Genomic DNA, 20,412 nt, shown 5'->3' with positions numbered 1-20,412 from the left:
GAATGACAGCAACAAAAATGCCCAACATCGACCCTTTTACCCTTGATATAGTAAAGGACAACCTGTTGGCCATCGGCGACGAGATGTTCTACACTTTGGCCCGCACTTCAATGAGTCCCATTATTTATGAAGTGTTGGACTATGCCAGTGGCCTTACCGATGCCAAGGGGCAGCTTTTAACTCAGGGTAACGGGGTAACCGGATTTATTGGATTATTGACCTTTATGGTTAAAGAAGCCATTGAAAAGTTTGGCAAAAAGGGTGACCTCAAGCCCGGCGATATCATTATTATTAATGACCCCTATAATGGAGGCGGTTCTCACCTGTCTGACGTGGGACTGTTGATGCCTATCTTCTACGAAGGTGAACTGGTGGCTTTTTCAGCTAACAAGGCACACTGGACTGAAGTCGGTGGTAAGGACCCCGGTTCTTGGACCACTGACTCCACAGAAATTTATCAAGAAGGGCTTCAGTTCCCCTGTGTTAAGCTTTTTGAAGAAGGCAAACTCAACCAGGCACTGGTGGAGGTAATTGCTGCCAACGTCCGCTTCCCGGATTTATCGCTGGGGGATATGTGGGCCCAGGTTGCAGCCTTAAAAACCGGTGACAGACGTTTTCGTGAGCTGTGCGACAAGTATGGCAAAGACGTAGTGCTTGCTGCCAACGAACGACTCTTGGACAATGGTGAGCAAATCACCCGTAAGGAATTGGCTCAACTGCCCAAGGGAGTTTTTGAGGCGGTAGATTACATCGATGATGACGGCCTTGGTAACGGCCCCTTTAAGGTGCAGGTAAAAGTAACCATTACAGATGATAACTTTATCTGTGACTTTACCGGCAGTCATCCCCAGGTGCTGGGTCCGGTTAACACCGCATATCCTGCCATGATCACAGCTGTGCGCACCATCTTTTTGGCCATCACTAATCCTTCACAGGATGTAAACGACGGCATATTCCGCCCGCTGAAGGTCATTGTCGAGAGGGGTTCAATCTTTGCTGCTGAACGGCCGGCGGCTGTTTCAACCTACTGGGAAACCATGGCCTATGCCACAGATTTAATTTGGAAGGCTTTGGCCCCGGTGGTACCCCACCGTCTCACTGCAGGGCACCTGCTGTCGGTTTGTGCAGTGGTGGTGTCAGGGATGCACCCCGATACCAACGAGCCATTTTTAATTGTTGAGCCTTCTGTTGGGGGCTGGGGTGCCGGACAAGGCAAAGACGGAGAAAACGGTCAGTTTTGTATCGGTGACGGGGAAACCTTTAACGTACCCGTAGAGGTATGCGAAACCCGGTACGGAGTGATGGTGGATGAATACAGTTTCCGTGCTGACGGTGCAGGTGCCGGGGAATATAGGGGCGGTTCAGGTGTAATTCGTACTTACCGGGCTTTGACGGACAACCAGGCTGTAACAGCTACCTTTGGCCGTCATAAGTACTTGCCCTGGGGTTTTAACGGTGGAAAGGACGGTTCCAATAACCTGTTTGAAATTGTTAAAGCCAACGGTGAAAAGGATGGCCCCTTTGGTAAGTATGCTCGCTACCCCCTCAACAAGGATGACACCGTGCGCCTGATTACAGCAACTGGAGGTGGTTATGGTGATCCATTAAAACGTCCTGCAGAAAAGGTGGCCATGGACTTGAAAAACGGCTTTATTACCGTTGAACAGGCCAGGGATGACTATGGTGTAATCATCAATCCAGAAACTTTTGAGATTGAAGGATACACAGCGGCACGAAATAACAACTAGAAGGAGCGAAGGTAGTGCAACTTGTAAATGCAAATGAAGTTGAAGCCCTAAAAGGTAAAGATTACATTATTAAAACTTTGTTTTCTGATAAAAAGGTTGACTTTGGTAATGTGGTAATACCCCGGGGTGTAAAAATACCCCGGGAGGGTTTCGGTTCCCACGATGCTGATGAGTACTCCATTGTTATAAGGGGTTCCATTAAAGTGATGAGCGGAGGCAAGGAGTACCAACTAAATGCAGGACAAGCTAGCCTTATACCTGCCGGAGAGGAACACTGGTGTAGTAATGAGGGTAGCGAGGACTGTGAGATTGTATGGGTAATGGTAAAATAGCCGAGAGGAGAAATGAATATGAAAAATTTAATAATGAGAGGTAAAAGGTATTCATTAGTTGCTCTGTTAGTTATTTTAATGATGGCATTTGCCACCGGTTGTGGAGGCGGATCAACGGACGGCGATACACAGGGTGCAACTGAAAGCATTGTGAGAGTTACCGCTGCTAACGTGCCGAACATTGACCCTGGCGTGGGTTCAGACTACAGCAGTTCAATTGCGCTGCTAAATATTTATGACAGCCTGGTATTTCCGGATGATGACGGTACAATAAAACCTTGGCTGGCCACCGAATGGGAAACCAGCGATGATGGCTTGGTGTGGACCTTCCACCTAAGGGATGATGTTAAATTCCACAGCGGTAATCAGTTGACTGCAGATGATGTTGTCTTTTCCATGAAGAGAATGCTGACCATGGGTGAAGGTTATGCTTACCTGTTCACCGAAGTGGTAGAGGATGTAGCAGCCCTGGATGACTATACTGTGCAATTTAAACTGAGCAAGAAGTTTGGTCCTTTTCTGTCTACCCTTGCTCGCCTTTACGTATTAGACAGTGAAACGGTGATGGCTAACTTAGCCGACGGACCATACGGTGATATGGGCGATTACGGTAAGGCATGGCTGGTTAACAATGACGCTGGCAGTGGCCCTTATACCGTTAAAGAAATGAAAATTCAAGAGCATTTAATAGGAGAAAAATTTGATGATTTTTGGGGCGGCTGGCAAGAGGGCGCACCGGAAGCATTCCAAATCGTTGGCACCACTGAACCGGCAACCGTTCGCACCCTGTTAACCCGTAAACAACTGGAAATTTCTGACCAGTGGCAGACTGAAGAGGCAATAAGAGCTTTGGCGGAAATTCCCGGGGTTGATATTGCCACCTTCTTTACTAACAGTATGCTGAATATCTCGCTGAACACCAAAAAAGCACCCACCGATGATATCCACTTCCGGAAGGCTTTGGCCTACATGTTTGACTACCAAGCCGTTGAAGAGGATATCTTCCCAGGTTCCAAAAAGGCAGTGGGACCCATTCAGTTTAACCTGCCTGGCTTTGATCCAAACCTGTATGAATACAAAACTAACTTAGATAAGGCCAGGGAAGAGTTGGCCAAGTCCAAGTACGCAGATCAGTTGGATCAGTATCCCATCGATTTGGCCTGGATTGCCGAAGTGCCCGATGAAGAAAAAATCGCCATGCTCTTCCAAGCCAATGCAGCTGAGTTGGGTATCAAAGTTAATGTTACCAAAACCCCTTGGCTGTCATTTACCGAGCAGGTGGGCACTCCTGAAACCACTCCCCACGCAAGTGTGGTATTTGTAAACCCGCACTACAATGAAGCGGGATCAATGCTTGAAACCCGCTATCACTCCAGATCCACCGGCACCTGGGAACAGTGTGAGTGGTTACAGGATCCGGAAATTGATGCCATGATTGAAGATGCCATTGCAACCCTTGACTTCGAGGAGCGTTTAGCAAAGTACAGTTTGATTCAAGAAAAGATTATTGAACTTGCACCGACCATTTGGGTGTTTGATCAGGCTGAAAAGAGAGCTTATCAAGACTACATCCATTGGCCTTCTGCAGAATTGTCAAAGGCAGGTAAAAATGTTAACCCGGTGATGGGTTATCCCTTCTACTTTGCTGAATTTAAGGTGCTTACAGATAATTAAATAACAACCAATGGTGACTCCTGTATCATTGGAGTCACCATTGGAATTTATCATGGTTTTTACATTGCAATATGTTAGAGGAGGCACTGTATGAATCTCCGCAATTATTTATTGAAAAGACTGCTGCTCTCCGTTTTTGTACTGGTGGGACTTTCCATTGTAATATTTGTCATTGCACGAATAGTTCCCGGTGACGTGGCACGTATGGCGCTGGGGCCCAGTGCACCCCAATTTGCCATCGAAGCCTTGGAGAAGGAAATGCATTTGGACAAACCGATACCCACCCAGTATTATTATTGGGTTAAAGGGGTGGCCACCGGTGATCTGGGACAATCATTGACCACAAAACGTGCCGTTGCAGAGGATATTAAGGAGTTTTTGCCCGCCACCCTAGAGCTGGTTATGATATCAGCAATTATTATGATAATCTTTTCTATCTTGTTTGGGTCACTGGCGGCTAAATATCGAGACTCATGGATAGATACCTTGATACGGGTTATGGCTTATTCCGGGGTGGCGGTACCGTCCTTTGTGCTGGCGGTTTTATTGCTATTAATCTTCGGCTATATATGGCCGGTAATCCCGGTTCTGGGTAGGCTTAGTCCGGGTATTATGGCCCCGCCCACAATCACCGGTTTAATTACCATAGACAGTTTATTTACCGGAAATTTTACCGCCTTTTGGGATGCCTTAAAACATTTGATTTTACCGGCAATAGCATTGTCTGTGGGGCCTATGTTCCAAGAAGCGCGATTGATTAGATCGGCCATGACTGACAATATGAGTAAAGATTACGTTGCAGCGGTTACCGGTTATGGCGTTCCTAACAGGGTGATTATGCACAAGTATTTGTTGAAGCCTTCGTTAATACCGGCGGTATCTGTAATGGGCTTGGACTTAGCTTCACTGATGGGCAATGCCTTTTTAGTTGAGGTAATTTTTAACTGGCCGGGTATTTCCCGTTATGGCATGAATGCCATGCTGCAAAAGGATTTAAATGCCATATCAGCGGTTATTATTGTCTTTGGCTTAATTTTTGTTATCGTGAATATCATTGTGGACCTAATAGTGGCTTACCTTGATCCACGTATTCGGTTGGGAGGGAAGACCTAATGCAAACAGACGTACAAAAACCCATAGATTATTCACTTCCTCCCAGGTCTGTGAGGATAAAGAATGCACTGCATAAAAACTGGTATAAGTTTTCACGCAACAAGCTTTCGGTGATTGGCTTAGTCATAGTGGTAACAGTGGTTTTTGCTGCCATACTGGCCCCATTTATCACTCCTTACCCCCATCATGCCGGGGAGTTTGTGGATTACAAAAGTGCCAGTATAGCTCCTTCGTCAAGCCATATAATGGGTACTGATGTTTTTGGGCGAGATATTTTCACAAGGATTGTCTTTGCCTTCCAGGGCGCTCTGCTAATGCCGGCAATGGTGTTAGCCATATCTGTACCCGTGGGTGTGCTGTTGGGACTGTTGGCCGGTTATTACCGGGGTTCCTGGATAGATACCGTGATCATGCGTACCACAGACATCTTTCTTGCGGTACCCCCACTGATTTTGGCGCTGGCCATCTGTGCAGTGCTTAAGCCTAATTTAATGAATGCCATGCTGGCGGTGACTGTAATGTGGTGGCCCTGGTACTGCCGTTTGGTTTACGGTATGGCCACTTCATTAAGTAATGAATATTTTGTCATTTCTGCCGAACTAACCGGAGCCAGCAAGGTGCACATTTTATTTAAGGAAATATTACCCAATTGTCTGTCGCCTATTTTTACAAAAATGGCGCTGGATGTGGGTTGGGTTATTTTGATTGGCGCTTCTTTAAGTTTTGTTGGTTTGGGTGAACAGGCACCTACCCCGGCACTGGGTCAAATGGTGGCTGACGGATCGCGGTACATGCCTGATATGTGGTGGATGACTATCTTCCCTTCCCTGGCTATTATGACTATTATTCTCGGATTTAACTTTTTAGGAGACGGAATACGCGATATGCTCTCGAAAGGGGAGAATGAACGTGAGTAACCCAATTTTAGACATTAAAGAACTCAAGGTCTGGTATCGTACCTTTGGCGGTTACTCAAAGGTTCTGGAAGGGGTAAACCTCCATGTGAACAAAGGGGAAAAGGTGGGTTTGGTGGGCGAAGCCGGTTGTGGAAAAACCACCACCATGCGATCGGTGCTTAGAATTCTTCCTGAACACCAGATACACATACCCCAGGGGGAAGTGCTTTTTAAAGGGCAGGATATATTAAAAATGAGCCCGGCAGACCTGCAGCGAGTTCGTACCAAAGGTATTTCAATGATTTTTCAGGAACCTTCGGCTGCGCTTAATCCGGTGTTTACCATTGGCACCCAGCTGTATGATGTTATTAAATATGCCAACGAAGGCGGCAATAAATTAACAAAGAAAGAAATTAAAAGCATTGCTGCCCAGGCTATTAGAGAGGTTTATATACCTGACCCGGAGAGAATTCTTGAGAGTTACCCTAATCAGCTAAGCGGCGGAATGAAACAGCGCATTTGTATTGCCATGTCTATCATGACCCCAAGGGATTTATTAATTGCCGACGAGCCGGGTACCGCCCTTGATGTAACCATTCAAGATCAGGTACACCGTTTACTGAGGGGCCTGGTGGAGAAAAAGGGCATGTCGCTGGTGATGATTACCCACTCGTTGGGGGTGGCCAGGGAAATGACAGACCGCATCTATGTGATGTATGCCGGCAATATTGTGGAAGTGGCCAAAACCAGCGATCTTTTTGCCCGCCCCCTACACCCTTATACCGTTGGCTTGATGGAATCAGTACCGAAGTTGAGCGGTGGCGGCTTATCTGAAGGTATTTTTGGCAGTATTCCTGATTATACTGACCCGCCCACCGGATGTCGTTTCAACCCTCGCTGCCCCAGGGCAACAAGCAGATGTAAAGAAGAGAAACCCACTTTACTTGATACTGGGGACGGTCACCGGGTGGCCTGTTTCCATATCTAGGAGGTGTATAAATGTCCCAAGATATATTGACGTTAAAAGACTTAAAAACATATTTTCCTGTGAACGGTCCCGGGGGCAAGAAGGTGTACGTCAAAGCAGTTGACGGCGTAAACCTCAATATACAGAAGGGTGAAATTATGGGTTTGGTGGGCGAATCAGGCTCGGGTAAAAGCACCATCGCCTATACCACTGTGGGTATGTATCAGCCCACCGGTGGGCAGATACTTTTTGAGGGCCGGGATATCAGCATTCCCAGTGAAAAAAGGCCCTTGTCGCTGAAGAAGGATCTGCAAATAGTCTTTCAAGACCCGGGCTCATCCTTAAACAGCCATCAAACAATAAAGCAGATATTAGAGCTGCCCTTTACTGTGCACAAAACAGGGGGCAACGGGGATATTACCCAAAAAATAATAGACCTGCTGAAATTGGTGGAGCTTTCGCCCAGTTATCTATACAAGTCGCCAACCGCCATGGGTGGCGGTGAAAGGCAGATGATTTCCATAGCCCGGGCCTTGGCATCTGATCCAAAGTTTATTATTTTAGACGAACCCACTTCGGCGCTGGATGTTTCCATTCAAGCTAAAATTATTAACATGTTGATTAAGCTGCAGAAAGAAAGGGAACTGACTTATCTCTTTATTACCCACGACCTGAGCTTGATGAGAAATATTGCCACCAGGGTTGCCATCATGTATTTAGGTAAAATTTGTGAGATGGCCAAAACCGATGACTTTTTTGTCAACCCTTTACACCCCTATACCAGAATGTTATTATCTTCTATTCCGGTGGTTTCTGAAGCGGAAGAGGCCTTCAAACCGAAGAAAGTTGAATCCACCGGTGAGATACCGTCGCCGGTTAATGTTCCCCCGGGGTGCAGTTTCCACCTGCGCTGTCCCGAGAAGACAGAGCTGTGCATGAAAGAGGATCCTAAAATGGTGGAAGCCTCTGCGGGACACTTTGTACGCTGCCATGCCTATGGGTAAAGTAAATGTTTAAGAGGTGGTGTAAAGATGAGTAAGGATAAAATTCTGTTTATAAATCCGGTGGGCCACAGCACCTGGGATAAGGACGTAAAAAACATGCTCAAGGAAGCTAAACGGGATACCACTGAGGTTGAGGTAATCTCGTTGAAAAGAGGCCCCCATCATTTGGAGTATCATTACTATGAGTCGCTGGTTGCCGCCGATATGCTGCACACCGTTATGCAGGCTGAAAAGGACGGTTATGATGCAGCGGTAATCGGTTGTTTTTATGACCCCTTTCTGTCGGTGGCCAGGGAAGTGGTGGATGACATGATAGTCACCGGTCCGGCTGAAGCATCGATGCAAATTGCTGCCAGCCTGGGCGATAGTTTTTCTATCATTGTCGGTCGCCAAAAATGGGTACCTGCCATGCGCAGAAATGTATATCAATACGGATATAGAGATAAATTGGCATCATTTAGAGCACTGGGCTTAGGGGTGCTGGAGTTCCACGCCGATGAAAACTTTACCGAACAGCGGCTAAGGGAAGAGGCCCGGCGGGCGGTGGAAGAGGACGGTGCAGAGGCGATCATACTGGGATGTACCGTTCAGTTTGGTTTTTACCGGCAGCTGCAAAAGGAACTGGGAGTGCCGGTTATCGATGTGGTGCTGGCACCTTTTAAACATGCAGAATATTTGGTGGATATGAAGAAACGCTTTGGTTGGTCCCACAGCAAAATAGGTGGCGGGGAAAGGCCAAGGGTTGAGGAAATAATGGAATGGGGTATAGAAGAACAATATAATATCCCTGGTTTGTGGAGTAAAAAATAAGTTAAATGGGGTGGGTAATTATCCACCCCATTTTTGTGTCAACGAAGGAGCCGGTATATAATTTTATAAAAAAGAAGGTATTTGTAGTAAAATATAAAAAAATTACTATAAGGGGGTTATATGTTGAAACAGTTGATATATCTTGATAACAGTGCCACCACCAAACCCTCGCCTGGTGTAGTGAAGGCCATGATAGAGTGCCTGACAAATATATATGGCAACCCTTCTTCGGTGCATCGTTTAGGGGTAGAGGCAGAGAAGGCGGTGAACACGGCCAGGGAGCAAGTGGCAAGAATACTAAAGGCCGGGACCAAGGAGATTATTTTCACCTCCGGGGGTACCGAGGCCAACAATTTAGCAATTAAAGGGGCGGCCTACTCCTATGCCAACCGGGGTAAGCACATCATTACCACCCAAATAGAACACCCGGCTGTGTTAAAGGTGTGCGGACAGTTGGAGCTAGAGGGTTTTGAGGTAACATACCTGCCGGTGAATAACGAGGGTGTGCTGCTGCCGGAAGATTTACATAGGGCTTTGCGTGAAGACACCATTTTAATCAGTACCATGTATGTAAACAATGAAACCGGGTCAATTCAGCCCTTGGAAGAATTGTCCTCAATAATAAAGACGGTGAGAAATAATAATAAATTACCGATTTGGCACGTGGATGCTGTACAAGCCCTGGGCAAACTACCTTTAAATCCTGAAAAACTCGGTGTTAACTTAATGTCTTTAAGTGCCCATAAAGCCCATGGTCCCAAAGGCATCGGTGCCTTATATTTATCTGCGGGAACCCGGCTTAAAATTCAAATAGATGGTGGCGGGCAGGAATTTGGCCTTCGTGGGGGTACAGAAAATGTTCCTGCCATTGCCGGCTTTGGGGTGGCAGTTGCAGAGCTGGAAGATTCTTTAAATAAAAATAATGAACAAATGGCAGAGATGAAAAAAATGCTGGTGGAGGGAATACTGGATAGCATACCCCGGTGCAGGTTAAATGGGCCCATGCCCGGCAGTAAGTATTCGGCACCGCATATTGCTAACATTTCCTTTATTGGGTTAAGGGGGGAAGTGTTACTACATGCTCTGGAGGGTGAAGGAATTTTTGTTTCTACCGGTTCAGCCTGCTCATCCAGAAAAAAATCCGACAATGGTGTACTAAGGGCCATGGGATTAAGTGATGTGGAGCAGGAAGGGGCCATTCGTTTTAGTTTTTGTGCTCATAACACACCCGAACAGGTCGGTGTTGTTATTGATAAGCTAAAGGAGATTGTAAAGGAGCTGCGCAGTTTTGGCTAACTTAATATTAATCCGTTATGAAGAAATAGCATTAAAGGGGCGGAACAGATATCATTTTGAAAATAAGCTGGTTTACCACGTGAAACGCTTACTGCGCCCCTTAGGTCATATCAAGATAAAAACACTACAGTGCAGAATGCTGGTTAATATCGGCAATATCGATCGCGACGAGGCTTTTAGCAGGCTGAAAACCATTTTTGGCATCGCCTCCTTTAGCCTGGTAACCCAGATAAATGCTGAGGAAGAGGCAATATATCATACGGCTAAGGCAACCTTGCTAAAGGCGATGAAAGAAAGAGAAGATAACAAGTCGGGGGAAGAGGCAGAGGTCAGTTTTCGAGTGACGGTGAAGAGAGCGGATAAAAAATTCCCTTTAAACTCCATGGAACTGGCCAGTAAAGTGGGAGGCTATCTGCTGGAAAATATCCCGGGTTTAAAGGTAGATTTGCACAATCCGCAATTGGTGGTATCGGTGGATGTGAGACATGGCCAGGCATATATTTTTTCGGAAACAATACCGGGCGCCGGCGGCCTGCCGGTGGGGGCAAACGGTAAGGGTGTACTGTTACTGTCCGGGGGAATAGACAGTCCGGTTGCGGGCTGGATGGCCATGAAGAGAGGGGTGTCGTTGGAGGCGGTGCACTTTCACAGCTTCCCCTTTACCGGTGAAAAGTCAAAGGAAAAGGTGAAAGATTTATGCCGGCTGCTGGCAAAGTACGATGATCAATTTATACTGCACCTTGTACATTTTACCGAAATCCAAAAGGCTATTCATAAGCTGTGCCCAGAGAGTTTAAGGATTACGGTGATGAGGCGTTTCATGTTTCGTATTGCCCAACGGATTGCAATGAGGAACAAGGCCCTGGCGCTCATTACCGGCGAAAGTGTGGGCCAGGTATCCAGCCAAACACTGGAAAACATGGCCGTAATTAACGAGGTGACACAGATGCCGGTGTTAAGACCCCTGGTGGCCTTTGATAAAAGCGAGATTATGGAATTGGCACGTAAAATTGGCAGCTATGATATATCCATCCGGCCCCATGAAGATTGCTGCACCTTGTTTTTGCCCAAAGGACCCCTTACAGTAAAGCCAAATAAGGGTAAAATTGCCAAGGTGGAAAGCCTTTTAGACATGGAGACCTTAATCGAGGAGGCACTGGAAAGGACCGAAACACTAACCTTCATTGAAAAATAGTTTATAGCCGCCTTAAGTATTAAAAGCATGCAATATTTGGCTCTACCCCTTGACTGTTAATGTATTAACCTAGTAGCATATTAATAGCCTGGTAACAATAGAAAAGGGTGGAAGGTGAACAAGTTTGCAGCATGTTGGATTGGTACTGGAAGGCGGCGGAATGAGAGGGGCTTACACTGCCGGTGTGTTGGACTTTTTTATTGAAAAGGATCTTTACTTTCCTTATGTAATAGGAGTTTCTGCCGGGGCTTGTAACGCCCTTTCTTATATTTCAAAGCAATATGGTCGCAATTTGGAAATTTATCTTAATTACCCTTCTGATAAAAGATACATAAATTACTTTAATTTACTTAAGGGCAAAGGTGTTTTTGGCATGGACTTTATTTTCAATGACATACCAAACAAATTAGTGCCCTTTGATTACCAAACCTTTTGGCAATCTAAACAGAGATTTGTTACCAATGCCATGGATTGTGATACCGGTGAAACGGTTTATTTTGAAAAGGAGAGCTGTAAGGATTTTCTCACAGCGGTGATAGCATCAAGCAGTCTGCCGGTGATAGGCACTGCGGTAAAGCTAAATGGATTAAATTTAATGGACGGTGGCATTGTGGACCCGATACCAATTCGAAAGTCCCAGGAAGACGGCAACAGTAAAAATGTAATTGTACTGACCAGGGACGGAACCTATAGAAAAAAACCGTCTAAAATAAAATTGTTTGCTAAAATGCTATACCCGGATAAAGAAAATATTTATCGGGCGATGAAAAACCAGTATAAGGTTTATAATGAAACACTGGATTATATTAACAAACTGCAATCAGAAAAAAAGGTATTTGTTATCCGCCCTGAGCGGCCCGTTACTGTCAGTAGAATTGAGAGAAACCCACAAAAACTGGCCCGGCTATATGATGCCGGGTATCAAGATGCTAAAAAGAATTATAAAGAAATGTTGGAGTGGATTAAAACATGAAAAAACAAGTGCCATTAAAAGAATTACAAAGCCGCATTAACCGTTTTAGAAGTAAAATGTCGGAAACAGATGCCCATTGGCAGATGGCGGTAATTTTCAGCAAGGTAAACCTCTACTATTTCACCGGGACAATGCAAGACGGTATGTTATTTATTCCCCGGGACGATGAAGCGGTATTATGGGTGCGGCGCAGCTATGAGAGGGCAGTGGACGAGTCCCTGTTCCCAAATATCAAACCAATGAACAGTTACCGTGATGCTGCCGCAGCAGTCAGTGCTTTTCCCCAGGAAGTGTACATGGAGACCGAGGTGGTGCCGCTGGCAATGCTTCAGCGGTTTAAAAAATATTTCCCGGTCAAAGAGGTTAAATCCCTTGATGCCCAGTTGGCGGCCATTAGGTCGGTAAAAAGTGACTATGAGCAATCTTTAATGTTGGAGTCAGGTAAAATCCACCAACGGGTATTTGAAGATATGGTGCCTAAAATACTTAGGGAAGGCATGAGCGAAACAGAGTTAGCCACAGAATTGTTTTCAATACTGGTGCGTGAAGGGCATCACGGCCTGGCACGTTTTAGTATGTTTGACTGTGAGATGATATTGGGACACGTCTGTTTTGGGGAAAGTTCCATTTACCCCACCTATTTTAACGGGCCCGGTGGTCATTATGGCATGAGCCCTGCGGTACCTTTACTGGGAAGCCATGAGCGCAAGCTCAAAAAAGGAGACTTAGTTTTTATTGATGTGGCCTGTGGGGTGGATGGTTACCATACCGACAAGACAATGACATATATGTTTGGCAGTCCCCTTCCCGATGAAGTGATTGCCGAGCATAACAGATGTGTTGAAATACAAAATAAGATTGCCTCCATGCTAAAGCCCGGCGCTATACCATCTGAGATCTATGAACATATAATGGACAGTTTAGATACGGATTTTCTGAAAAACTTTATGGGATTTGGAGGACGCACAGTTAAGTTCTTAGGGCATGGAATTGGACTGCATATAGATGAGATGCCGGTTATTGCTAAGGGTTTTAATAAACCAATGCAAGAGGGAATGTTCTTTGCCTTGGAACCTAAAAAGGGAATAGCAAAGGTGGGCATGGTGGGGATAGAGAATACTTTTTTAGTTACCCCCGACGGCGGACGGTGTATAACCGGGGATAATCCGGGACTAATACCGGTGTATTGATTTATGGAGGTTACCGATGATCACAAAGATAAAAAAGTTCTTCGAAAGGGATAGATTTGCAGCCCATGTGGGAATAAAGATTGTTAAAGCAGAGCCCGGATATGCCGTCACTGAATTGGAAATTGCAGACAAACACAGAAATGGTTTGGATATGATCCAGGGAGGGGTTATCTTTACCTTAGCGGACTTTGCCTTTGCAGTGGCTTCCAATGCAGGGGGAAAAGTAACCGTCGGCATTAATGCCAATGTGGCTTATCTTAAGGCATCTAAAGGAAATGTGTTAATAGCTGAAGCAAAGGAAGTATCGGCCTCTAAAAGAATCTGCACCTACAAGGTTAATGTGTCCGATGATAATAATGATTTGATTGCCCAGTTGAGTTTTACCGGGTATAGGAAGGAAGATAGAATAGAGTTTTAATTAAGGGGCATCACAGAGGTGATGCCTTTTTGCATTATGGTTAAAAGGACCGATACAGATGCTATTTAAGTCGATAAGTTGGTTATTTAGGGAGAGCTAAAAGGAGTAGAGCTAAAAAAATAGTATATTGTAAAAAGTGGCAATAAAGGAATTTTTGTCTTAGTGTCTAATTTCCTTTAGAAATGTCTTGATTTTTCTAAAGGAGGATGAAATATGTATGCAATACCATGGTACGTCGTTTTATTTCAAAGCATCCCAGAAGCAATTTTGGTAATATTACTTGGATTTAAACTTTACAACCTAAATATTAGTATAAAACATATTATCATTATTTCATCGATAAGTTGCATGTTTGGGTTTTTTATAAGAATGCTTCCCATACCGTTTGGTATACATACATTCTCTTTTGTCTTAATAAGTGCTGTTTTAGTAAGTAGTATTACTAACATTAAATTTTGGCACTCATTAATATGTATAATGACTGGAGTTATAATTGAGGGTGTATTACAAAGTTTAATGCTTCCAGTAATCTTGGGTATAATAAACGTAAGCTTTAATGAATTATCTTTATATCCTGCATTAATAATATTAGCATTTATACCGTTGTGTATAGTGATGCTTGGGATATATATGTTAGTAAATAAATGTGGATTTGTTATATACGACTTAAGTATACATCATGAGGTTTGAAATGTATGCTAAAGGGCAGTCAATTATTGATAATAGTAACTATACTTGTGCAAACCATATTCATATTAATTATTAACCATTTAATATATATGTCTGAGGACATAGCGGTTTTAAAAAGTTTTTTACCATTAATTAATATTGTTGTAGTTATTTTGAGTGGTCTTGTGGTATTTTCTATTAAAGGTATAGAGGAGAATGCAAAGAAAGTTTTAGAAGTTAGACTGTTAAAAACACATCTTCAGCAAATTGAAAATTTATTGAAGGTGTTGCAAACACAAAAACATGAACATACAAGGCACATTCAAACTATTCAGGCCATGTTATATTTAGATGAAGAAAGAAAGGCAAGGGAATATATTGACGGTATAGTGGACAACTACTGGCACACGGATGACATAGTGTATATTGGCAATCCGGCATTTACAGCATTAATTAATACTAAGCGCAAGGTGGCTGAATCCAAGGGCATTGACTTTGCCGTTGCTGTAAAGTGCGATATTAATAAAATTAGCGTTGAGCCTTGGGATTTATGCAGTATAATGGGCAACTTGATAGATAACGCCATTGAGGCAACGATACAAGATAATAATAATCAAAGAGTTTCGGTGGAAATAAAGTATGAGAACAACAGTTTTGTAATATATGTCCATAATTCAGGGCCTAGGATTCAAGACAAAGAAAATATTTTTAAAGCCGGCTACACCACTAAGGGCTCGGAGGCCCGGGGGTATGGTCTCTATTTAGTGGCTAAACTGGTGAAAAAATATAATGGTAATATAGAGGTTATTTCGGATAAGAAAACCTCGTTTATAGTATGTATACCTGATAAGGATGCGGTGGCAAATGATAAAGGGAGTATCTGACAGAATTGCCCAGGGGTTAGGAGAACAGTTGAAAGTGTCCAATGACCAAGTGGAAGTGTACTCCTATGGGCTTCAGATTGTTATTGGTGCTACAGTTAAATTAACAGTAATATTAACCCTGGCGTTAATTCTCGGGATATTAGAAGTGGTGTTGGCATATTCATTATTTTTTATTTTCCTCCGCCGTTACGGTGGCGGTGTTCACTTGGGCACATATTCAAGGTGCCTGGTGGTAGGGGCAGCCATGATACTGGGCCTGTCTAAAATAGCCACAATAAATATTTCTGTAAACATATTGATTATTACTGCTGCTTTAGCCCTGTTATTGGGCTGCTATGCTACCTATAAATGGGTACCTGCCGGTACAGAAAAAAAAGTAATAAGGGACGTTAGGCTCAGGCGAAAACAAAAGGTTAAGGTGTTTATTGTAATAGTTATTTGGTTGATTAGTCTTGCCTTTTTAATACATGCCAATATGTTGCACTATGCCTTTGCGGCAACACTGGGGGTACTGACTGGCTTCTTTTTAATTACACCGCTGGGTTATAAGGTACTCCAAAGAATAGACATAATGTTAAATAAATTAGAAAGGGGGTATGGCCATGTTTAAGGGGCTAAAAACAATGCTTCTCACCGGTTTAGGCAGTGCATTAATGTTTGTGGCCGGCACCGGTATCGGCATCAATAGTATTTGGATGCTATATGAACCCGATACTCCTAAAAGTTTAAAAAAATAAGGTTGATTAATCATGGCAAAAATATTGCTGCTGGAAGACGAGGAATATACCAGAAGGTTTCTCAAAAAGATGGTGCTAGAAAACCCTTTGGTAAAGGAAGTTTATGATACTTCCAATGGTGCCGAGGCAATAAGCTTTGCAAGGGATTACAAGCCGCAAATTGCCTTGCTTGACATTGAATTGGCCCCCGTCGAGGGTTTAAATGGCATTGATGTGGCAAGAATTATTTATAATTATAACCCCAATACCACCTTTGTTTTTATAACCGGTTATTCAAAATATGCTGTGGATTCCTTTGCGGTACATCCCTATGATTATATTTTAAAACCGATAAAAAGGGAGAGGTTATTGGAAGTTATAAGTACCCTTGCAAGCAAAGTTGCTAAGAAAGCATGTAGAGAAAAAAAAGAAAAGATATTAATTAAGCAAAAAAACGAAATGTTTTTTGTATCCCTGAAGGATATTATATTTGTTGAAAAAATTGACAAAAAATCCCTTATTCATACCGCTAACAATGTGTATGAAATAAATGATACCCTTATAGAAATAGAAAATACCATCGGGGATGAGTTTTTAAGGGTTCACAAATCCTATATTGTAAACCTGCACAAAGTGAAAAAAATTAAAGACATTGGTAACAGGTCATATCTTATTGAGTTTTATGGCAGCAACAAAAATGCCTATATGAGCAGGTATAAGTTTGAAGAGCACAGGGATAAGTTTTTCACACCCTTTTAAGGGGTGTGAATTTTTTTACACCACTGGTATAAGACGAAAGCATCTTATTATGGTTATTTAAGCATTCAAATTGGCTAGTAGAACCTTACATATAGAAATAAAATCCAAATTAATGGATAATAAAACATAGCTAAGAATAATTACTGCATGGGGTGGTACAACTTGCAAACTCCAGTGGGAGGGCTACTTAAATTAATGCCGGTGGATCTGCAGATTCATTCCGGAAACGTTGCTTTTCTAAGTATGCTCTTATCTGAGGAACTAAAACTTAGTCAAAGGGAGACCGGCAAAATCATGTTAGGCGGCTTGATACATGATATCGGTAAAATATGTATAGATGACTCCATCATTTATAAAAAAGGAAAACTCACTGTGAGTGAGTTCCGGGAAATAAAAAAGCATTGTCACTACGGGGAAGAAATACTGTTAAGGTATGCCAAATTAACCTATCTATTACCCATAGTTAAATACCACCACGAAAGATGGGACGGTAAGGGGTATTATGGGTTAAAAGGAGAAGAAATACCCCTGGCAGCCAGGATAATTTGTATAGCTGATTGTTTTGATGCAATGGTATCCAAAAGATGCTATAAAGACAACTTGACACTGGCCGGAGCAAAATTAGAGTTATTTAATTGTTCAGGTTCGCAATTTGAACCATATCTAGTGGATAAATTTATTCAATGCCTAAAAAAAATAAACACCGGTGATTTGAAGAGCCATTATGCATTCTTATTGGGGGAGGCCATTGAATGATAAATCACGAATTAAAAAACTCGGTCACTATTTTGCGCGGTATAATACATTATTTAATGAGGGATAAGGGGGACTGTAACCATTGCAAAAAACATTTTAATATTATGTTAGGGGAGCTTGACAGGGCCAGTTTATTGTTGAAGGAGTATATGAAACAAGATAAAACAAGACCGGTTAAATATAAACTAAATAACCTAAATGATGTTATAAAATCAGTCTACCCCATGATAAGGGCAAAGGCTGCCCTGGAAAAAAAGGACTTAAAAATAATCCTGGGGGAAATCCCGGATGTCTACATAGATGCAGAAGAAGCCCGCATCCTGATAATTAACCTCGTGTTAAATGGGTTGGAATCTATGGACGAAGGCAGATTAACAATAAAAACATATCAGGAAACTGACAAGGTGGTGCTGGTGGTTGAAGATCAGGGCAATGGCATAAATCAACATGTGATTGATAAAATAGGTACCCCTTTTATTACAACAAAGGAGTGCGGCACAGGATTAGGACTTGCCACCTGTTTAGATATTATTTCAAAATATAAAGCCAGCCATGAAATAAAAACCGGTTCCAGGGGGACCCAATTTTTTGTCAGATTTAAAAAGCAAATTAATTAAATTTTCTTGCAACTGCTTCGTTTTTGTTACCCCGGTGTAAGGTATTAAAGAGATCACTCTTTCTAATAATAATAATTAACTATTATTATTTGAGAGAGTGATTTTATTGTTCCACGGCTTGGGAAAGGTGAATGATATGTATAAGATATTGAAGAAAAAACGGTTAAATTCCTTGGTGTGCCTGATGGAAATAGAAGCACCCTACGTGGCCAGAAGCTGCCAGCCGGGCCAGTTTGTTATTATACGGGTTGATGAAAACGGGGAAAGAATTCCCCTTACCATTGCGGATTATCATCGTGACAGAAACTCAATAACCATTGTCTATCAAGAACTGGGCTATTCCACCCGCAAGCTCAGCACAAAAAATGAGGGAGACCATATCAGTGATTGTGCCGGGCCATTGGGTGTGCCGGCTGAGCTGGACGGCAAATATAAAAGAGTGCTGGGAGTAGCCGGCGGCGTTGGTGCGGCCCCATTATTACCCCAGCTAAAGAAACTTGCCTCCATGGGGGTTGAAACCCATGTCATACTCGGGGGCAGATCCGATGAATTTGTTATTCTTGAAGAAGAGTTTCAAGGGTTTGCAAAGGTATTTGTTTGCACCGATGACGGCAGCAGAGGCATGAAGGGTAATGTGGTTGACGGTTTAAAAGACTTAGTAAGCCGGTATTCGTATGACAAAGTAATAGCCATCGGTCCATTGCCGATGATGAAGGCAGTGGTGGACTATACCAAAACCATCAACATTCCCACCCATGTATCCCTTAATCCCATAATGATAGATGGCACAGGGATGTGCGGCGGATGCAGGGTCACTGTGGGAGGGGAAACTAAATTTGCCTGCGTGGATGGCCCAGACTTTGACGGTTTTTTAGTGGATTTTGACGAGGCCATGATGAGGCAAACAAAGTATCGGAACTTGGAAAGTAAATGCACAGAACACCACTGTGTGTTGAAAGGAGGGGATAACAATGCCCCGCAAGCGACCCAATAAAGTTGATATGCCTGTACAGCCTCCCCATGAACGCAAAAAAAACTTTGATGAGGTGGCCTTGGGCTATACAGAGAAACAGGCCATGGAAGAAGCCCTGCGCTGCCTTAACTGTAAAAATGCCCGCTGCGTAGAAGGGTGTCCGGTGGGAGTGCCTATTCCCGAATTTATTACTAAAATAGCAGAGGGAAAACCGGAGGAAGCCTATAAAACTATCTTTAAGCAAAACACATTACCGGCCATTTGTGGCAGGGTTTGTCCCCAGGAAAGTCAGTGTGAGGCAAAATGTATCCGTGCTAATAAGGGTGAGCCGGTGGCTATTGGAAGGTTAGAACGTTTTGCAGCTGACTTTGCCGGAGATAAGGAATTGACCGGTGCAGTGGCCAAAAAGCGAGTAGGCCGGGTTGCGGTGGTGGGTTCCGGCCCGGCCGGTTTGACCTGTGCCGGGGAATTGGCAAGGATGGGCTATTCTGTAACCATTTTTGAGGCTCTGCATGCCCCCGGCGGTGTGCTGCTCTATGGCATACCGGAGTTTAGACTGCCAAGGTCGTTGGTAGAGAAAGAAATTAGGAAAATTAAGGATATGGGCGTTGAGATTGTTACCAACGTAATTGTTGGCCGTTCAATAACTATACCGGAATTGTTTGAAGACGGCTATCAGGCCGTGTTTGTGGCAAGCGGCGCCGGATTACCTAAATTTATGGAAATACCCGGTGAAAACCTTAACGGTGTATATTCAGCCAATGAATTTCTTACCCGTGTTAATTTAATGAAGGCGTATGATTTTCCCAACAACCCCACACCTATTTATGTTGGTAAAAATGCAGTGGTGGTTGGGGGCGGAAATGTGGCCATGGATGCCGCCAGGACGGCAAAAAGACTGGGTGCAAAAAACACCTGTATTATCTACCGCCGTGGTATGGAAGAAATGCCGGCCAGACGTGAAGAGATAGATCACGCCCAGCAAGAAGGAATAGAATTCAAAACCCTTACCCACCCCATTGAGATTATGGGTGAAGATGGTTGGGTTAAGGCTGTAAAATGTGTTGAAATGGAATTGGGTAAGCCCGATGCCTCCGGTAGAAGGCGCCCCATAGAAAAACCGGGCTCTGAGTTTACCGTTAAAGCAGATACCGTCATTATAGCCATAGGCCAATCACCGAATCCACTCATACGCCAAACAACCCAAGGACTTAAAGCCCATAAATGGGGTGGATTAGTGGTGGATGAAGATACCATGGGCACCTCCATGGAAGGGGTGTACGCCGGGGGCGATGTGGTCACCGGCGCAGCGACGGTTATAATGGCCATGGGCGCCGGTAAAAAGGCCGCAAAGGCCATAGATGAGTATTTACAAAGTAAAGGGCAAAGGTTAAACTAGCCGGATATTTACGCTCCAAAGAG

At 43.7% G+C, this 20,412-nt stretch carries 22 protein-coding genes; all 22 read left to right on the top strand.

Annotation, left to right across the window (positions count from 1 at the left end; translation table 11 throughout):
* The first annotated feature begins 2 nt into the window (after positions 1–2).
* Positions 3–1,748: a hydantoinase B/oxoprolinase family protein gene (locus BR02_RS0104920; RefSeq protein WP_031514778.1), complete on the top strand. Its 1,746-nt coding sequence runs from the start codon at positions 3–5 to the stop codon at positions 1,746–1,748.
* A 14-nt stretch (positions 1,749–1,762) separates the two neighbouring features.
* Positions 1,763–2,080 carry a cupin domain-containing protein gene (locus BR02_RS0104915; RefSeq protein ID WP_031514776.1) on the top strand — a complete coding sequence of 106 codons (318 nt, stop codon included), beginning with the start codon at positions 1,763–1,765 and terminating at the stop codon, positions 2,078–2,080.
* An 18-nt stretch (positions 2,081–2,098) separates the two neighbouring features.
* Positions 2,099–3,754: an ABC transporter substrate-binding protein gene (locus BR02_RS0104910; RefSeq protein WP_031514773.1), complete on the top strand. Its 1,656-nt coding sequence runs from the start codon at positions 2,099–2,101 to the stop codon at positions 3,752–3,754.
* Positions 3,755–3,844: 90 nt separating this feature from the next.
* Positions 3,845–4,867 carry an ABC transporter permease gene (locus BR02_RS0104905; protein ID WP_031514772.1) on the top strand — a complete coding sequence of 341 codons (1,023 nt, stop codon included), beginning with the start codon at positions 3,845–3,847 and terminating at the stop codon, positions 4,865–4,867.
* Positions 4,867–5,784 (top strand): ABC transporter permease, encoded by a 918-nt coding sequence (locus BR02_RS0104900; RefSeq protein ID WP_031514771.1) that lies wholly within the window; start codon positions 4,867–4,869, stop codon positions 5,782–5,784. The genes BR02_RS0104905 and BR02_RS0104900 overlap by 1 nt, the downstream gene beginning before the upstream one ends.
* On the top strand, positions 5,777–6,751 hold the full coding sequence (locus BR02_RS0104895) for an oligopeptide/dipeptide ABC transporter ATP-binding protein (protein ID WP_084170941.1): 975 nt from the start codon (positions 5,777–5,779) through the stop codon (positions 6,749–6,751). Before BR02_RS0104900 ends, BR02_RS0104895 begins: the two co-directional genes overlap by 8 nt.
* An 11-nt stretch (positions 6,752–6,762) precedes the next feature.
* A complete protein-coding gene (locus BR02_RS0104890) occupies positions 6,763–7,734 on the top strand; it encodes an ABC transporter ATP-binding protein (RefSeq protein ID WP_031514769.1) in 972 nt (323 codons plus the stop codon).
* A gap of 27 nt (positions 7,735–7,761) precedes the next feature.
* Positions 7,762–8,544 carry an aspartate/glutamate racemase family protein gene (locus BR02_RS0104885; protein WP_031514768.1) on the top strand — a complete coding sequence of 261 codons (783 nt, stop codon included), beginning with the start codon at positions 7,762–7,764 and terminating at the stop codon, positions 8,542–8,544.
* Positions 8,545–8,664: 120 nt separating this feature from the next.
* Entirely contained in the window at positions 8,665–9,840 is a 1,176-nt protein-coding gene (locus tag BR02_RS0104875; protein WP_031514765.1) for a cysteine desulfurase family protein, read from the top strand.
* Complete coding sequence (gene thiI / locus BR02_RS0104870) at positions 9,833–11,035, top strand: tRNA uracil 4-sulfurtransferase ThiI (protein WP_031514760.1); 1,203 nt, start codon at positions 9,833–9,835, stop codon at positions 11,033–11,035. The genes BR02_RS0104875 and thiI overlap by 8 nt, the downstream gene beginning before the upstream one ends.
* 124 nt (positions 11,036–11,159) lie before the next feature.
* On the top strand, positions 11,160–12,008 hold the full coding sequence (locus BR02_RS0104865) for a patatin-like phospholipase family protein (RefSeq protein WP_031514758.1): 849 nt from the start codon (positions 11,160–11,162) through the stop codon (positions 12,006–12,008).
* Positions 12,005–13,198 carry a M24 family metallopeptidase gene (locus BR02_RS0104860; RefSeq protein WP_031514755.1) on the top strand — a complete coding sequence of 398 codons (1,194 nt, stop codon included), beginning with the start codon at positions 12,005–12,007 and terminating at the stop codon, positions 13,196–13,198. The genes BR02_RS0104865 and BR02_RS0104860 overlap by 4 nt, the downstream gene beginning before the upstream one ends.
* Before the next feature lie 16 nt (positions 13,199–13,214).
* A complete protein-coding gene (locus BR02_RS0104855) occupies positions 13,215–13,616 on the top strand; it encodes a PaaI family thioesterase (RefSeq protein ID WP_031514752.1) in 402 nt (133 codons plus the stop codon).
* Positions 13,617–13,829: 213 nt separating this feature from the next.
* Positions 13,830–14,306, top strand: coding sequence for a hypothetical protein (locus BR02_RS14735; RefSeq protein ID WP_031514750.1), 477 nt, complete (start codon positions 13,830–13,832; stop codon positions 14,304–14,306).
* Positions 14,307–14,395: 89 nt separating this feature from the next.
* On the top strand, positions 14,396–15,169 hold the full coding sequence (locus BR02_RS0104845; RefSeq protein WP_207640980.1) for a sensor histidine kinase: 774 nt from the start codon (positions 14,396–14,398) through the stop codon (positions 15,167–15,169).
* Complete coding sequence (locus tag BR02_RS0104840; protein ID WP_031514744.1) at positions 15,150–15,779, top strand: accessory gene regulator ArgB-like protein; 630 nt, start codon at positions 15,150–15,152, stop codon at positions 15,777–15,779. The genes BR02_RS0104845 and BR02_RS0104840 overlap by 20 nt, the downstream gene beginning before the upstream one ends.
* Entirely contained in the window at positions 15,772–15,906 is a 135-nt protein-coding gene (locus tag BR02_RS15045) for a cyclic lactone autoinducer peptide (protein WP_114638796.1), read from the top strand. The genes BR02_RS0104840 and BR02_RS15045 overlap by 8 nt, the downstream gene beginning before the upstream one ends.
* Before the next feature lie 12 nt (positions 15,907–15,918).
* The gene (locus BR02_RS0104830; RefSeq protein ID WP_031514742.1) at positions 15,919–16,644 is read left to right on the top strand and encodes a LytR/AlgR family response regulator transcription factor; all 726 of its coding nucleotides are present in this window, start codon (positions 15,919–15,921) and stop codon (positions 16,642–16,644) included.
* A 162-nt stretch (positions 16,645–16,806) separates the two neighbouring features.
* Positions 16,807–17,400: an HD-GYP domain-containing protein gene (locus BR02_RS0104825; RefSeq protein WP_157834924.1), complete on the top strand. Its 594-nt coding sequence runs from the start codon at positions 16,807–16,809 to the stop codon at positions 17,398–17,400.
* Complete coding sequence (locus BR02_RS0104820; protein ID WP_031514738.1) at positions 17,397–18,017, top strand: sensor histidine kinase; 621 nt, start codon at positions 17,397–17,399, stop codon at positions 18,015–18,017. Before BR02_RS0104825 ends, BR02_RS0104820 begins: the two co-directional genes overlap by 4 nt.
* A 136-nt stretch (positions 18,018–18,153) precedes the next feature.
* On the top strand, positions 18,154–19,011 hold the full coding sequence (locus tag BR02_RS0104815; RefSeq protein ID WP_031514736.1) for a sulfide/dihydroorotate dehydrogenase-like FAD/NAD-binding protein: 858 nt from the start codon (positions 18,154–18,156) through the stop codon (positions 19,009–19,011).
* Entirely contained in the window at positions 18,989–20,389 is a 1,401-nt protein-coding gene (gene gltA, locus BR02_RS0104810; protein ID WP_031514734.1) for an NADPH-dependent glutamate synthase, read from the top strand. Before BR02_RS0104815 ends, gltA begins: the two co-directional genes overlap by 23 nt.
* The last annotated feature ends 23 nt before the right edge of the window (positions 20,390–20,412 follow it).

It is taken from the genome of Desulfofalx alkaliphila DSM 12257 (assembly GCF_000711975.1).
Lineage (GTDB): Bacteria > Bacillota > Desulfotomaculia > Desulfotomaculales > Desulfohalotomaculaceae > Desulfofalx > Desulfofalx alkaliphila.
This window is presented reverse-complemented; position numbering and strand designations above follow the sequence as displayed.